General features: G+C 59.5%; 15 protein-coding genes. 7 read left to right on the plus strand and 8 right to left on the minus strand.

The window, feature by feature from the left end:
* Window positions 1–6: 6 nt before the first annotated feature.
* On the minus strand, window positions 7–1,911 hold the full coding sequence (locus ACR0E2_RS08170) for a hypothetical protein (RefSeq protein WP_480446047.1): 1,905 nt from the start codon (window positions 1,909–1,911) through the stop codon (window positions 7–9).
* A 64-nt stretch (window positions 1,912–1,975) separates the two neighbouring features.
* Window positions 1,976–2,437 (minus strand): hypothetical protein, encoded by a 462-nt coding sequence (locus ACR0E2_RS08175; protein WP_152458969.1) that lies wholly within the window; start codon window positions 2,435–2,437, stop codon window positions 1,976–1,978.
* A gap of 354 nt (window positions 2,438–2,791) precedes the next feature.
* Here ACR0E2_RS08175 and ACR0E2_RS08180 point away from each other — a divergent pair, with 354 nt between their 5' ends.
* Window positions 2,792–3,370 (plus strand): thymidine kinase, encoded by a 579-nt coding sequence (locus tag ACR0E2_RS08180; RefSeq protein ID WP_152458970.1) that lies wholly within the window; start codon window positions 2,792–2,794, stop codon window positions 3,368–3,370.
* Here the strand turns inward: ACR0E2_RS08180 and ACR0E2_RS08185 are convergent.
* From ACR0E2_RS08185 to ACR0E2_RS08205, 5 genes are all read right to left on the minus strand, one after another.
* Entirely contained in the window at window positions 3,367–4,317 is a 951-nt protein-coding gene (locus ACR0E2_RS08185; RefSeq protein WP_480446048.1) for a 2-hydroxyacid dehydrogenase, read from the minus strand. The genes ACR0E2_RS08180 and ACR0E2_RS08185 overlap by 4 nt on opposite strands.
* The gene (locus ACR0E2_RS08190; RefSeq protein ID WP_480446049.1) at window positions 4,317–4,655 is read right to left on the minus strand and encodes a tRNA-binding protein; all 339 of its coding nucleotides are present in this window, start codon (window positions 4,653–4,655) and stop codon (window positions 4,317–4,319) included. The genes ACR0E2_RS08185 and ACR0E2_RS08190 overlap by 1 nt, the downstream gene beginning before the upstream one ends.
* Window positions 4,648–5,463 carry a pyrroline-5-carboxylate reductase gene (proC, locus tag ACR0E2_RS08195; protein WP_480446050.1) on the minus strand — a complete coding sequence of 272 codons (816 nt, stop codon included), beginning with the start codon at window positions 5,461–5,463 and terminating at the stop codon, window positions 4,648–4,650. Before proC ends, ACR0E2_RS08190 begins: the two co-directional genes overlap by 8 nt.
* A 39-nt stretch (window positions 5,464–5,502) precedes the next feature.
* On the minus strand, window positions 5,503–6,003 hold the full coding sequence (locus ACR0E2_RS08200) for a type III secretion system chaperone family protein (protein WP_152458973.1): 501 nt from the start codon (window positions 6,001–6,003) through the stop codon (window positions 5,503–5,505).
* A gap of 321 nt (window positions 6,004–6,324) precedes the next feature.
* Entirely contained in the window at window positions 6,325–6,573 is a 249-nt protein-coding gene (locus tag ACR0E2_RS08205; RefSeq protein ID WP_480446051.1) for an accessory factor UbiK family protein, read from the minus strand.
* 97 nt (window positions 6,574–6,670) lie between these two features.
* Here ACR0E2_RS08205 and lgt point away from each other — a divergent pair, with 97 nt between their 5' ends.
* From lgt to ACR0E2_RS08230, 5 genes are all read left to right on the plus strand, one after another.
* A complete protein-coding gene (gene lgt, locus ACR0E2_RS08210; protein WP_480446052.1) occupies window positions 6,671–7,558 on the plus strand; it encodes a prolipoprotein diacylglyceryl transferase in 888 nt (295 codons plus the stop codon).
* Complete coding sequence (locus tag ACR0E2_RS08215; protein WP_480446053.1) at window positions 7,555–8,622, plus strand: class I SAM-dependent methyltransferase; 1,068 nt, start codon at window positions 7,555–7,557, stop codon at window positions 8,620–8,622. Before lgt ends, ACR0E2_RS08215 begins: the two co-directional genes overlap by 4 nt.
* Window positions 8,619–9,377 carry a peptidoglycan editing factor PgeF gene (gene pgeF, locus ACR0E2_RS08220; protein WP_480446054.1) on the plus strand — a complete coding sequence of 253 codons (759 nt, stop codon included), beginning with the start codon at window positions 8,619–8,621 and terminating at the stop codon, window positions 9,375–9,377. Before ACR0E2_RS08215 ends, pgeF begins: the two co-directional genes overlap by 4 nt.
* 267 nt (window positions 9,378–9,644) lie before the next feature.
* A complete protein-coding gene (locus ACR0E2_RS08225) occupies window positions 9,645–9,773 on the plus strand; it encodes a hypothetical protein (protein ID WP_256367481.1) in 129 nt (42 codons plus the stop codon).
* Window positions 9,774–10,107: 334 nt separating this feature from the next.
* Window positions 10,108–10,890: a Hint domain-containing protein gene (locus tag ACR0E2_RS08230; RefSeq protein ID WP_171168906.1), complete on the plus strand. Its 783-nt coding sequence runs from the start codon at window positions 10,108–10,110 to the stop codon at window positions 10,888–10,890.
* Window positions 10,891–11,009: 119 nt separating this feature from the next.
* Here the strand turns inward: ACR0E2_RS08230 and ACR0E2_RS08235 are convergent, their stop codons facing one another.
* Window positions 11,010–11,510: an Lrp/AsnC family transcriptional regulator gene (locus ACR0E2_RS08235; RefSeq protein WP_152458979.1), complete on the minus strand. Its 501-nt coding sequence runs from the start codon at window positions 11,508–11,510 to the stop codon at window positions 11,010–11,012.
* A 227-nt stretch (window positions 11,511–11,737) separates the two neighbouring features.
* On the opposite strand from ACR0E2_RS08235, the gene trxB reads away from it, so the two are divergent.
* Window positions 11,738–12,679: a thioredoxin-disulfide reductase gene (gene trxB, locus ACR0E2_RS08240; protein WP_171638927.1), complete on the plus strand. Its 942-nt coding sequence runs from the start codon at window positions 11,738–11,740 to the stop codon at window positions 12,677–12,679.
* Window positions 12,680–12,721 lie beyond the last annotated feature (42 nt).

Below are 12,721 nucleotides of genomic sequence, written 5' to 3' on the forward strand. Positions count from 1 at the left end.
TCTGGCCTAGCCTGCCCCAGCCACTTGAAAGACCTGAAAGGCTGCGCCTTCCGCAGCTTGTATCCGCCCGAGATAGGCCGGGATTTCACCCGCAATCAATCGCGACTGCAAACCACGGCCCTGTGACGCCCAGGACCAGAATTCGGCGCGCGGCGCGGACGTGCAGAGCATGACGTAATCCACGTCCAGCTCGGTCAGACGTGATCCGATCTGGTCGGCGTCCGATCGGAACAGTTCGATCTGCGCCAGAATTCCAGCCTGATTCCGGTGATAATTGCCCGCCAGAACGGAATGGTCGGTATGGCGCAGCACGTTTGCGGCAAAGTCGAAATCAACAAGGACCCTGCCGGCTGGAAGATCACGCAGGGCCGCATAGGCTTCGGGCGTTTTGCAGGATGCCCCCGAATTCTGCTGTGACTGTCGGGCCGGCATCGCGGAAGCGGCAAGGGACGGCCCGGCAAAACGCCCCAGCTGCTCATCGATGCTGGCGCCGGTTTTCGGCGAGATGCAGAGGATGAAAGCAACCATCGCAAACCCTGACAACGCGCGGCGACGGCTTGCATAAGAGCTGTACAGGATACGCAGGATCTGCGCCTGGACAGCCACCAGCGAAACACCCAGGAATGTCATCATTCTGGACTGATACAGGAACACCACCAGGCCGGTCACGATCAGAGCCAGAAACAGGGCGTATTCCAGTCTGAAAGGCGATCTGACTGCAAAGATCAGGGCGGCTGCCATGCACAGGATCGACATCGCGATCAGGGCCAGCGCTTCGCCCCGGTGCAGTTGCAGAATGACGTTGATTTTCTGGGCTTCCGCCACCTGGCTCAGCCAATAGCCGCGCATGTCCTGTGGCAGGGCTTCGATCGGGTTGCTGAGACAATGCGGGGCGAAGCCGTAAGCGCAGGCCAATGTCGCCATACCAACCGCAACGCATGCGCCGATGCGACCCCAAAGTGACCAGCCAGACCCGATCCGGGCCGCAATGCAAAGCCCTGCCGCGGCAACGCTCGCCGGCAATGCCACGCTGAGAGTCAGGGCGTCACAGCTTGGAAACAGAAAGGCCTCGTGTCTCGTTGTTGCAAGGCTGGTCAGCACAAGCGTCAGGACCAACCCGATACCAAACGCCATGGTCCGGCGACGGGTCGGTTCGCCGTTTACGATCCAGTCAATGGTAAAAAACACGGCGACAAGTGCGATCTGCAATATCGATTCGGTGCCTATCGATACCGAAAGCGCCAGGCAGGCACCCAACAACCATCCGGCATATGGTTTGTCCCTGCGCAATGCGAACAACATCAGGGCCGTGGCGAACAGAAGAATCTGAGCATTGTGGTGATCAAACGAAAAATAGTCGAACTTCCGCGAGTGTTCGAGCGCCAACACACCCACAACCAGCGCCGAAACAGCGCCTTCCCGCGCGCCCAAAACGCTGCCCGTCACCGCAAAGGCCCACAAGGTCAGACCCGCCAAAAGTGAGGGCCAGACGAATGCCGTCACCTGAAGGGCCATATCGGGCGGCAAAACCAACCCGAATGTTCCGTATAGCAAGGCAATCGGCGCGTCGATCAATCGAGACCAATGCATCAGCGTACCGCCCTCGGGGCCCAGCCGATACTGATGGCTGTCGAACCAGTCCTGCCCCTGCAACAGATCCTGCACGACCACCCAGCGCATCACGTCATCAGAGCCTTCCTGATGACCACTTAGGGCCATCAACACCAGAAGTGCCGCATAGGCGCATACAAAAAAACGCAGCACCACCCGGTCTGCGAAAATGCTGTATGTTCCCTGCGATTTCTGCATGGTCCACTGCCCTTGACGTTCTTGCCCGCGACGGACCTTACAGGACAGACGTGACTGAATTGAGGCAACAGGCACGGTCAGCGTTTCTGTCTTTTCGAGCATGAAAAGAGGTACGCCGCACAGGCGAAAACTGGCCAGTCATGGGCGCAAAGGTTCCCGACCCCGGCTAGCTGACGCTTTCTTCTTCCAGATGCAGCTTCATCTCGATCAGAACCTGTTGCAGCAAACTGGTTTCTTTCAGCAACCGTTTTGCTTCGTTGACGGTGATGATTCCGTCTTCGATTGCGGCCTGATACTCGGTCATCAACATCGCAAACCGCTGGCTGAGCGCAATGACATCCGAATTGACACCACCGGTGCGGGGGGTAGAGGTGTTGCGATCGCTATAAGACAAGGTGATGTTCTTCAGATCCGCCAAAGCCGACGTCACATGCGGATACGTCGCCGCGTTTTCAAGGCGGGCCACCGCGTCCACTGGCATGAACCGGTCCTCGTGTTCAGCATTGTCGGAATAGTATCGTCCTAAAGTGGCCTTGGATTTCCCTGTAATTTCACACGCGGCTTCGATTCCAACATCCTTGACCAGCGCTTCTGTGTGTTTTTTCAGATAGGCCCCGATATCTGCCATTGTTTTACCTTTGTTACCTGCAAACGCCTGCCCGATGTCCAAACGGGGGAAAGCGTGGGTAAATTTCCCATAACTAAGTCATAATTGAAATGTCATACATTGGCTATCCCTCAGATATGCGGGGGATTTTGTGAGTGAGTGGCGGCAGTTCAAGCCGGTAACGAGTGATTGCAGGGTGATATTGTTAAACCTTGCTGCGTTTTGGCCACATGTTGGCCGACGGCGTCGCTGTTGCAGATGTGGGGGTTCCATCCCCTAGAGCGTAGCTCGGCCTCTGCGAACGCAACGGCGACGTCGCTCCATCAAAACGATTGATATCTTGTTCCTTTTCCCCAAGCGTTTTAGACCCGCGTCATGGCAAAGCTGTATTTCAACTATTCAACCATGAACGCGGGGAAATCGACCGTGTTGCTGCAAGCCTCGCACAACTACCGCGAGCGTGGGATGCAGACCTACCTGATGACCGCGGCCATTGACGGAAGGGCGGGTGCCGGACGGATCGCATCGCGCATCGGCATCTCGGAGGAGGCCGATACCTTCACGCCCGGCGACGATGTCTTCGCGATGATCCGAAACCGTCTGGACGACGGGCCGGTAACCTGCGTGTTCATCGATGAGGCACAGTTCCTGTCCGAAGCTCAGGTCTGGCAGCTGGCCCGGGCGGTCGACGATCTGGACGTACCGGTGCTGGCCTACGGGCTGCGGGTGGATTTTCAGGGCAAGCTGTTTCCCGGATCAGCCGCGCTGCTGGCCCTGGCTGATGAGATGCGCGAGGTCCGCACCATCTGCAAATGCGGACGCAAGGCCACGATGGTGATACGTCAGGACGAAAACGGCAATGCCATCACCGAAGGTGCCCAGGTTCAGATCGGTGGCAACGAGACCTATGTTTCGCTGTGCCGCAAACACTGGCGCGAGGCGGTGGGCGACTAGACCGGGTTGGGCAACGCCTCGCCCGCCACAAAGGCCGCCACGTTATCCAGCGCCATGTGCCCCATGCTGCTGCGTACCTCTTCGGTGGCCGTGCCCAGATGCGGCAGCAGGGTGACGTTGTCCATTTCACAGAGGGCCCGGGGCACTTTGGGTTCAAACTCGTAGACATCCAGCCCGGCCCCGGCAATCTGACCCGATTGCAGCGCCGCGATCAGGGCCGCTTCGTCCACGACCTCGCCCCGCGCGATATTGACCAGAATGGCCGAAGGATTCATCGCCTGAAGAACCTGCGCGTCGATCAGATGTCGGGTTTTGGCACCGCCGGGAACGGCGAGCACAAGGAAATCGACCGATGCGGCGAGTGATTCAAGTTCAGGTGTGAACTCGGCCGGAAAGTCCAGTTGCTTGGCGCTGCGGGATTGATAGGCCACCTGCATTTCGAAACCGAAATGGCACCGGCGCGCGATGGCCTGCCCGATACGGCCCATCCCGACGATACCGACGCGTTTGCCCGTTACATGATGGCCCAGCATCTGCGTGGGATGCCAGCCTTGCCATTGGCCTGCGCGGACCAGCCGTTCGCCTTCGCCCGCGCGTCGGGCCGTGCTCAACAGCAGGGTCATGGCGATATCCGCCGTGGCGTCGGTGACTGCGCCGGGCGTGTTGGTCACCTCGACCGACGCTGCGCGCGCGGCCTCGACATCAATGTGGTTGTAGCCGACGCCGAAATTGGCCAGAAGCTTGCACCGAGGCGCGCCTGCATCCGCAAAAATCCGAGCCGAAAACTGATCCCCCAGCGTGGGCACGACCACGTCGAAATCCGTCAGCGCCGACAGCATTTCCTGCCCCGACATGGGCGCCGTATTTTCTCGAATCTCGACGTCAAACGCGGCGCGGGCGCGGGCCTCGACTGCCGGCGTCATCGGGCGTGTGATCAGCAGGTTCATCAATGCATCCGCCCGCCTGTCGGAACTCGGCCGTCGGGACCGATCAGAACAATCTCGCCGTTTTCATCGGGCAGACCCAGCACCAGAACTTCGGACATGAACCTGCCGATCTGGCGAGGGGGGAAATTGACCACGGCCATGACCTGTTTGCCCACCAAGGTCGACGGATCATAATGCGCGGTGATCTGGGCCGACGTCTTGCGCTCGCCGATCTCATCGCCAAAGTCGATCCACATCTTGATCGCGGGTTTGCGGGCTTCGGGATAAGGTTCGGCGCGGATCACCTCGCCCACGCGGATATCGACCTTGAGAAAATCGTCGAAAGAAATCTCATTCACGTGACAGCTCCTTGGATCGGTCGGTTGCGGCCTTGACGGCACGGTGCAGCAAGTCAGGGAAGCCGCGTTCTTCATGCATCAGCACCTCAAGCGCGGCCTGGGTCGTGCCGTTCGGCGATGTTACATTGATCCGCAGTTGAGACGGATCCTCATCAGCGGCCATCGCCAGTGCGCCGGCCCCGGCCACCGTGGATTTGGCCAGTTTCATCGCAAGGTCACGCGGCAGACCCTGTGCCTCGCCGGCTTTGGCAAGTGTTTCAATCAGATGGAACACATAGGCAGGACCGGATCCGCTGAGGCCGGTGACCGCATCCATCTGCGTCTCGTCTTCAAGACGCACCGTCTCACCCACCGCCGACAGCAGATTTTCGGCCAGAGCCAGATCCTCGGCCGAGGCGTGGCCGTTGCCGATCAGCGCGGTGATGCCCCGACGAATGGCGGCGGGGGTGTTGGGCATTGCGCGAATGATCGGAGTATCGCCGCCCAGAACGGATTCGAACGAGGCAATCGAGGTGCCCGCCGCGACCGAAACAAACAGCGTGCTGCCACCGCCCAGCGCCTGAATGGCGGGCAAGGCCTCGCCCATCATCTGCGGCTTGACCGCAACCAAAACCACGGCGGGGGCTTCGGGCAAGGGTGTGTTGATATTGACGCCCTGCGCCTTCAGCCAGTCGGACGGGTGCGGATCGATTACCCAAACGGACGCTGGCGGGAGGCCGTGTTCCAGCCATCCCGCCAGCATTGCGGACCCCATCTTTCCGCACCCCAGAAGCACAAGCCCCTGTTCGGCCACACGCGTCATGTCCATTTGCCCCTCCCGCGTTACATATCGGTTCGGGGCAAAGCTTTACGCCCGGCCGTAGGCCTCTGCAATGGCCACTTGCATGGCTTCTTCTGGCTCTCGATTGCCCCAGGTGACCAGTTGAATCGCCGGATAGTACCGTTCCGCGCTCATGACGGCGGCGGTGATCATCGTATCGATCTGTTCGGCGCTGGCTGTCTGCCCTCCGGCAAGGACCAACCCGTACCGGTACACCATCAGCTTCTGGTTCGCCCAATAGGTAAAGGCACCTGCCCAGCACTGATCATTCATCTTGTTGAGCAGCTCATAGAGCTGCATTTCCCGCTCGGCCGGTGGTTCCATTTCGAACGAACACACCATCCGCAACGTTTCGTCATAGTTGGACCAGGCGAGGGTAATCGAATACGTCCGCCACTGGCCTTCGACAGCCATGGCGATCTGATCGTCCCCAATGCGGTCAAAATCCCAGTCGTGATGTTCGGCCAGATGTTCAACAATGTCGATCGGATGAATGTCTTCTTCGAGATACTGCTCGGAAAGGGCCATAATGCCACCTCACTAATCTCTAGCATTTTGGGGCTGGCAGCGCCCCAGCGCTAGTTGCCTGCTCTACAAACCGGGCTTCCCCCATAGGCCTGTACTAAATATGGTGCGATGTGGCGTGTGTTCTGGCAACCCTATTTGTTGGGGATAACAGCAATAAGTTGTGGACAGAAGGCAACGGGGATCAAAATATTGGCTGCCGGGTCAGCTTTGTCTTGATTAAATCCCGCAATGCGTCAGAATGCACGACACCGCACAATCCCGGTCGGATTGCGCGGCGTCAGACTTTGTCCAAAACTGTGAATTCAGGGAACGCCCGCGGCGTTACTTGTCCAGTTTCGCCTCGAGCGCGGCAATGCGGGCTTCGAGTGCGGCGTTTTCTTCGCGCGCTTTCTGGGCCATGGCACGGACGGCGTCGAATTCTTCGAGGGTGACGAAATCACGGTCGGCCAGCCAGCGGTCGATCATCGACTTCATCGCGTTCTCGGCCTCTTCCCGCGCGCCCTGCGCGACACCCATGGCGTTGGTCATCAGCTGGGACATGTCGTCCAGTATCTTGTTGCGGGTTTGCATATCACTACTCCGGTATCGCGGTTGATCTCTATATGGGGAAAGAATGCCGCAGGCTCAAGGTTGACTTGCCCTGCAAACCCCGGGCAATGAGACGCACATGCAGGCTGTTCTGAATTTCCCCGATCTGTCGCCCGAATTGTTCTCGATCTCGCTGTTCGGGATGGAGTTCGCGTTGAGGTGGTATGCGCTGGCCTATATCGCGGGCATCCTGATTGCGTGGCGGCTGGCAGTCATGGCGTTGCGCCGCCCTGCCGTGTGGTCTACGGACGGCCCGCCGATGAAACCGAACCAACTGGAGGATCTGGTCACCTGGATCATTCTGGGCGTGATCCTGGGCGGGCGGCTGGGTTTCGTGCTATTTTACCAACCCGGCTATTACCTGTCGCATCCGCTTGAGATCGTGAAGGTCTGGCAGGGCGGTATGGCGTTTCATGGGGGACTGCTGGGCGTGATCCTGGCCTCGTACCTGTTTGCCCGCCGCCATCAGATCCCCGCCCTGTCGCTGGGTGATCTGGTCGCCTACACCGTGCCACCCGGCCTGCTGTTGGGGCGGCTTGCCAATTTCGTCAATGCCGAGCTGTGGGGCCGCCCGAGCGAGCTGCCCTGGGCCGTCATCTTTCCCGGTTTTGCCGCGCAGGACTGCCCCGGCGTGGTTGCGGGAATGTGCGCCCGGCACCCCTCGCAGCTGTATGAAGCGGCGCTGGAAGGCGTGTTGCTGGGCGCGTTGTTGCTGTGGCTGGTCTATCGCCGGGGGGCCTTTCAGAAACCCGGCCTGATCATGGGCACGTTTCTGGCCGGTTACGGCGCATCGCGCTTTATTGTTGAATTCTTCCGCCAGCCGGATGCGCAGTTCGTGTCGCCCGGCAATCCGCTGGGATTGGCCTGGCATCTGGGCGGATATGGCCTGACCATGGGCCAGATCCTGTCATTGCCCATGATCGCGCTTGGCCTGTGGTTTGTCTTTCGCGCAGGGCGGGCAAAATGAGCCTGACCGATCGCCTGATCGCCCGCATCCGACAGGATGGACCGATGAGCGTGGCCGACTACATGGCCGAATGCCTTCTGCATCCCACGCTGGGCTATTACACGACGCGTGATCCGTTGGGGGCGGCCGGGGATTTCACCACGGCACCGGAAATCAGCCAGATGTTTGGCGAACTGATCGGGCTGTGCCTTGCGCAATGCTGGATGGATCAGGGCCGTCCCGCGCCATTCACCCTGTGCGAATTGGGGCCCGGGCGCGGCACTCTGATGAGTGACATATTGCGTGCCACCCGAACCGTGCAGGGATTTCACGATGCTGCCCGGATTGTGCTGGTCGAGGCCTCGCCTGCCCTGAAGCAGGTGCAGGCGGACACGCTGAAGGACTACACACCGAACTGGGCCGACAGTGTCGCAGAGTTGCCGGACCAGCCACTGCTGCTGGTGGCGAACGAGTTCTTCGACGCGCTGCCTGTCCGGCAGTTCCTGCGCGACGGTGACGGCTGGTGCGAACGCCTGGTCGGCGAACGCGACGGCGAATTGCTGTTTGGCCGAGGCCCCAACGGGCCGCAGGTGGCGCTGGCAGACAGGCTTTCGGACACCAAGGATGGTGATCTGGTCGAGCTGTGTGCGGCAGCGATCCCCATTCTGACCGTGATTGCCGGTCGGATCGCCAGCCACGGAGGTGCCGCGCTGATTGTCGATTATGGCGACTGGCATTCGTTGGGTGATACGCTGCAAGCCCTGCAAAACCACGAGCCCGCCGATCCGCTGGCGTCACCCGGTCAGGCCGACCTGACGGCACATGTGGATTTTGAGCCTCTGGCCATCGTGACCCGCGCGTGCGGAGCCAGGCACACACGCCTGACACCGCAGGGCGTGTTTCTGGAACGGCTTGGCATAACCGCCCGGGCGCAGGCTTTGTCCCGGTCGCTGAGCGGTTCCGAGCTGGATGCCCTGGCTGCCGCGCATCGCCGGTTGACGCATCCGGCCGAAATGGGAAATCTGTTCAAGGTGATGGGCCTCTATCCGGCCTATGCTGCACCACCGCCGGGATTAGAGCCATGACACTGGAAATTCTGACTTCGGACTTGCTTTCCCCATTTCGGCACGGGTTCTTCACCCGTCGCGGCGGGGCGTCCTCTGGTATCTTCGACGGGTTGAATTGCGGTTATGGATCGTCAGATCAAACCGAAATTGTCGCGCTGAACCGCCGGCGGGTTGCCGATGCGATGGGCGTCGCGCCCGAGGCGATGATCGGCGTGCATCAAGTTCATTCCCCAACAGTTCTGACGGTTGAACAGCCCCTGGAAGGTGAAAAACCGCGCGCGGACGCGGTCGTGACGGCGACACCCGGTCTGGCGCTGACGATTCTGACGGCAGATTGTCAGCCAGTTCTGTTTGCCGATCCCGCGGCCAATGTGATCGGAGCAGCCCATGCGGGCTGGCGCGGCGCGCTTGACGGTGTGCTGGAGGCGACGCTGGACGCCATGGAAGCGCTTGGCGCAACACGCCGGAATATCAACGCCGTCATCGGCCCCAGCATTTCGCAACGCGCCTACGAAGTGGGCCCCGAGTTTCTGGACGCATTTATCGCCGATTCTCCAGACAACACCCGGTTCTTTGCAAACGGACAGGATGACCGGCTGCAATTCGACCTGCCCGCCTTTGGCTTGCACCGATTGCGGCAGGCCGGTGTCGGGCAGGCGGAATGGACCCGGCACTGCACATATTCCGACCCGGACCGGTTCTATTCCTACCGCCGCACAACACATGCAAACGAGGCCGATTACGGGCGGCTGATCTCGGTCATAAGATTGTGATTTTGGCCCAGATTTAGGCGTCGCGCCACTTTTCCGCCACATTTGTTGTGTTTATCGGACTCAGAATCGTAACGAGTTTTGCCAGCTATCAGATGGTCTTCTGACGTCCTTGTTTCGGACGCTGGCGTGTTGAGTGGAAGGATGGACCGAGTATAAATTTCTTGTCTGCAAAACATCCCGGATAAGCCTTATCCATGCCGCAAACATGCGTCACAAAAGGTTCATAACGGATGCGGGAAACAAACCCGTTCAGAGCAGGACCAGAAAATGAAAACCAAATCTCGCTTTCTCAAAGCCATGGTTGCCGCCACGCGGAGCCAGAAGCTGGAAATGCCGTGGAAGCGGGTATCAAGCCATTCTGTCAGGGTCGCCAGCCGCATCGCGGCACGACGCTGAGACAGAAACACCCTGAGGCCAAGCTGCCGGTCTCGATTGGGTGAACGCGCTTTGGGCTTGCTCCTGCCCGATGTGTGGTGCGTCGCGATCTGAGGGGGTCGAGACGAATTCAGGAGTTGTGTGTGTGCGGGCAATTTTCGCCCGTGAAGTACGAGTTTGTCTGGGGGGTCAATGTGTTGACCATTGGAAAGCGAGATTTTGTCGCAATGCGGGGTCCGACCGACCGCCGCCCAAGGGTCAACCATTTGTTTCAAGACAAAGAACCAGTTCGCCAGGTTGGCCTGTACGGGGATACGCCGCGCCTGACCGGACAATTTGAGGGGAAGGAATATTTATGACTATTCCTAGTTCACTGGCCCGTGCGGCCAGAAATGCGATCGAAACGACAGCCATGCTGCGGGAAGCACCGCGGCCGGTTGCGAAACCAAAGGCTCAGCTGCGCCGGTATGAAGTCAGCAGCCTGTTGAAAAACGGAAACGTGGTTCAGACCAGACACATCGCGCCCGCTCTGCCAATGTTCGAAGACGCTTTTTGTGCCTTCACGCGCGGATCGCTGGTTGAAACGGAACATGGGCCCATGGCCATCGAAGACCTGATGCCAGGGGATACTGTCCTGACGCAGGATGGCGCGTCGGAAACCGTGCTTTGGAAGGGATCTGTCACTCTGATCCCGGGACGTCCGGATTCGCGGGGCCGCACACGGCCGCTTACGCGCGTCACGGCAGATACATTCGGGATGCAAAAGCCGATGTCGGGTGTAATCGCCGGGCCTGCGGCACGGATCGTGGGCACACCGACACATTTACGGCATTTGTACGGAAATGACCCGATTCTGACACCTGTATCCGAATTTCAGGATGGAACGGGCGTGATTGAAACAATGCCGCCGACGCCAGTTGAACTGTTTCACATTTGTCTGAAACGGCATTCCGTTATTCGGGTAGATGGTTTACAGTTCGAAACGTATCACCCAGGTGTGAACGCGGTCCGGATGATCAGCCACTCGTTGCGGTCGGTTTATCTGAACCTGTTTGCGCATATCGAGTCGCTCAACGATTTTGGTCCGCTGCTGATGCCGCGTGCCGGGGACGGAGAAATCGACGCGATGACAGCCTGAGTACGATAGCGATTACTGCATTATGGGGGGCATCATGCAGCTGTTACTAAGTTGGATTCTATCCTTGGCGGTGGCTGCCATGCTGCCACCGAACACCGCACCTGCAAAACGTCTGGGGGTTACGCCGTCCGGTTCATTCGTTCTTCCAGAACGTCGAACGGCACGCCTGGTTCGTCTTTTGCGCCGCGGATAACAAGCGAAGTCTTGACGCTGGCCACGTTTGGCGTGGTCAGCAGTTCACCGGTCAGAAACTGCTGAAAACTGCTGAGATCGGGTGCGACGCATTTCAGAATGAAGTCCACCTCGCCGTTCAGCATGTGGCATTCACGGACAAGCGGCCATTCGCGGCAGCGTTCTTCGAACGCGCGCAGCTCGGTCTCGGCCTGACTGTCAAGACCGACCATGGCGAACACCTGCACCTCGAATCCCAACTCACGGGAATTCACCTCGGCGTGGTAACCGGTGATATAGCCGGATTCTTCCAGTGTGCGCACCCGGCGCAGACAGGGCGGCGCCGAAATTCCGACCCGTTTGGCAAGTTCCACATTGGTCATACGACCGTCTGCCTGTAGTTCCGCCAGAATCTTGCGGTCGATATCATCCAGCCGAGTCGTGACCATCAAATGCTCCTGATTATTGCGGTTCTTATATCAGCCCCCCACGCGCGCGCAATAATGTTTCGTACATGCGCAATTTTCTTTGTTTTCAAATCTCTCATTTCGCCCTGACCCTGCGCAAGGTGGCTTGAACGGCCTTGAACAGTAAGGGGCTTTAAGCCGGGTCTGTCGGTCGCTATATCGGGGCGACGGGCCAAAAGCCCAATTCAGGCAATTCGAGCGGAGTTACCATGGCCGACACACGACACACCAAGGTTCTGATCATCGGATCGGGGCCGGCAGGATACACTGCGGGCGTTTACGCAAGCCGCGCCATGCTGGAACCCATCCTGGTGCAGGGTATCGAGCCCGGCGGCCAGCTGACGACAACGACCGAGGTCGAGAACTGGCCCGGCGACACCGAGGTACAGGGCCCGGACCTGATGATCCGGATGCAGGATCATGCCAAGGCCATGGGTTGCGAAGTGATTGGCGACATCATCAACGATCTGGACCTCAGCCAGCGCCCCTTCACCGCCAAGGGCGACAGCGGCACTACCTACACGGCGGACGCCGTCATTCTGGCGACCGGCGCGCGCGCCAAGTGGCTGGGCCTGCCGTCGGAAGAAAAGTTCAAGGGCTTTGGCGTTTCAGCCTGCGCCACTTGCGACGGGTTCTTCTATCGCGGACAGGAAATCGTGGTGATCGGCGGCGGCAACACGGCCGTGGAAGAGGCCCTGTTCCTGACCAATTTCGCCAGCAAGGTGACTCTGATCCATCGCCGCGATGAGCTGCGCGCGGAAAAGATCCTGCAAGACCGGCTGATGAAGAACGACAAAATCGAGCCGCTGTGGTTCCACGAGTTGGACGAAGTGATCGGCACCGACGCGCCGCTGGGCGTCGAGGGCGTTCGCGTCAAGCATGTCAAAACCGGAGAGATCACTGAAATCCCCTGTAAAGGCGTGTTTGTTGCCATCGGCCACGCGCCCGCGAACGAGCTGGTCAAGGACACGCTTGAAACGCATATGGGTGGCTATGTCGTCACCAAACCGGGCAGCACGGAAACCTCGGTTCCGGGCGTGTTCGCAGCGGGCGATCTGACCGATCACGTCTATCGTCAGGCGGTCACAAGCGCCGGTATGGGCTGCATGGCGGCACTGGATGCCGAACGGTTCCTGGCGGAAAACGAATAACGCGAATTCTGAATGTTGCGGGGCTGCCCCGGTGAATTCAGA

The sequence above is a fragment of the Ruegeria sp. A4 genome (assembly GCF_056543025.1).

Excerpts from the sequence above, each read along its gene's own strand:
- proC (WP_480446050.1), bottom strand. The coding sequence starts at position 5,463 with ATGGACATGACGCGTGTGGCCGAACAGGGGCTTGTGCTTCTGGGGTGC.
- ACR0E2_RS08230 (WP_171168906.1), top strand. The coding sequence starts at position 10,108 with ATGACTATTCCTAGTTCACTGGCCCGTGCGGCCAGAAATGCGATCGAA.
- ACR0E2_RS08185 (WP_480446048.1), bottom strand. The coding sequence starts at position 4,317 with ATGAACCTGCTGATCACACGCCCGATGACGCCGGCAGTCGAGGCCCGC.
- pgeF (WP_480446054.1), top strand. The coding sequence starts at position 8,619 with ATGACACTGGAAATTCTGACTTCGGACTTGCTTTCCCCATTTCGGCAC.
- ACR0E2_RS08215 (WP_480446053.1), top strand. The coding sequence starts at position 7,555 with ATGAGCCTGACCGATCGCCTGATCGCCCGCATCCGACAGGATGGACCG.
- trxB (WP_171638927.1), top strand. The coding sequence starts at position 11,738 with ATGGCCGACACACGACACACCAAGGTTCTGATCATCGGATCGGGGCCG.
- ACR0E2_RS08205 (WP_480446051.1), bottom strand. The coding sequence starts at position 6,573 with ATGCAAACCCGCAACAAGATACTGGACGACATGTCCCAGCTGATGACC.
- lgt (WP_480446052.1), top strand. The coding sequence starts at position 6,671 with ATGCAGGCTGTTCTGAATTTCCCCGATCTGTCGCCCGAATTGTTCTCG.
- ACR0E2_RS08225 (WP_256367481.1), top strand. The coding sequence starts at position 9,645 with ATGAAAACCAAATCTCGCTTTCTCAAAGCCATGGTTGCCGCCACGCGG.
- ACR0E2_RS08170 (WP_480446047.1), bottom strand. The coding sequence starts at position 1,911 with ATGCTCGAAAAGACAGAAACGCTGACCGTGCCTGTTGCCTCAATTCAG.
- ACR0E2_RS08175 (WP_152458969.1), bottom strand. The coding sequence starts at position 2,437 with ATGGCAGATATCGGGGCCTATCTGAAAAAACACACAGAAGCGCTGGTC.
- ACR0E2_RS08235 (WP_152458979.1), bottom strand. The coding sequence starts at position 11,510 with ATGGTCACGACTCGGCTGGATGATATCGACCGCAAGATTCTGGCGGAA.
- ACR0E2_RS08200 (WP_152458973.1), bottom strand. The coding sequence starts at position 6,003 with ATGGCCCTTTCCGAGCAGTATCTCGAAGAAGACATTCATCCGATCGAC.
- ACR0E2_RS08180 (WP_152458970.1), top strand. The coding sequence starts at position 2,792 with ATGGCAAAGCTGTATTTCAACTATTCAACCATGAACGCGGGGAAATCG.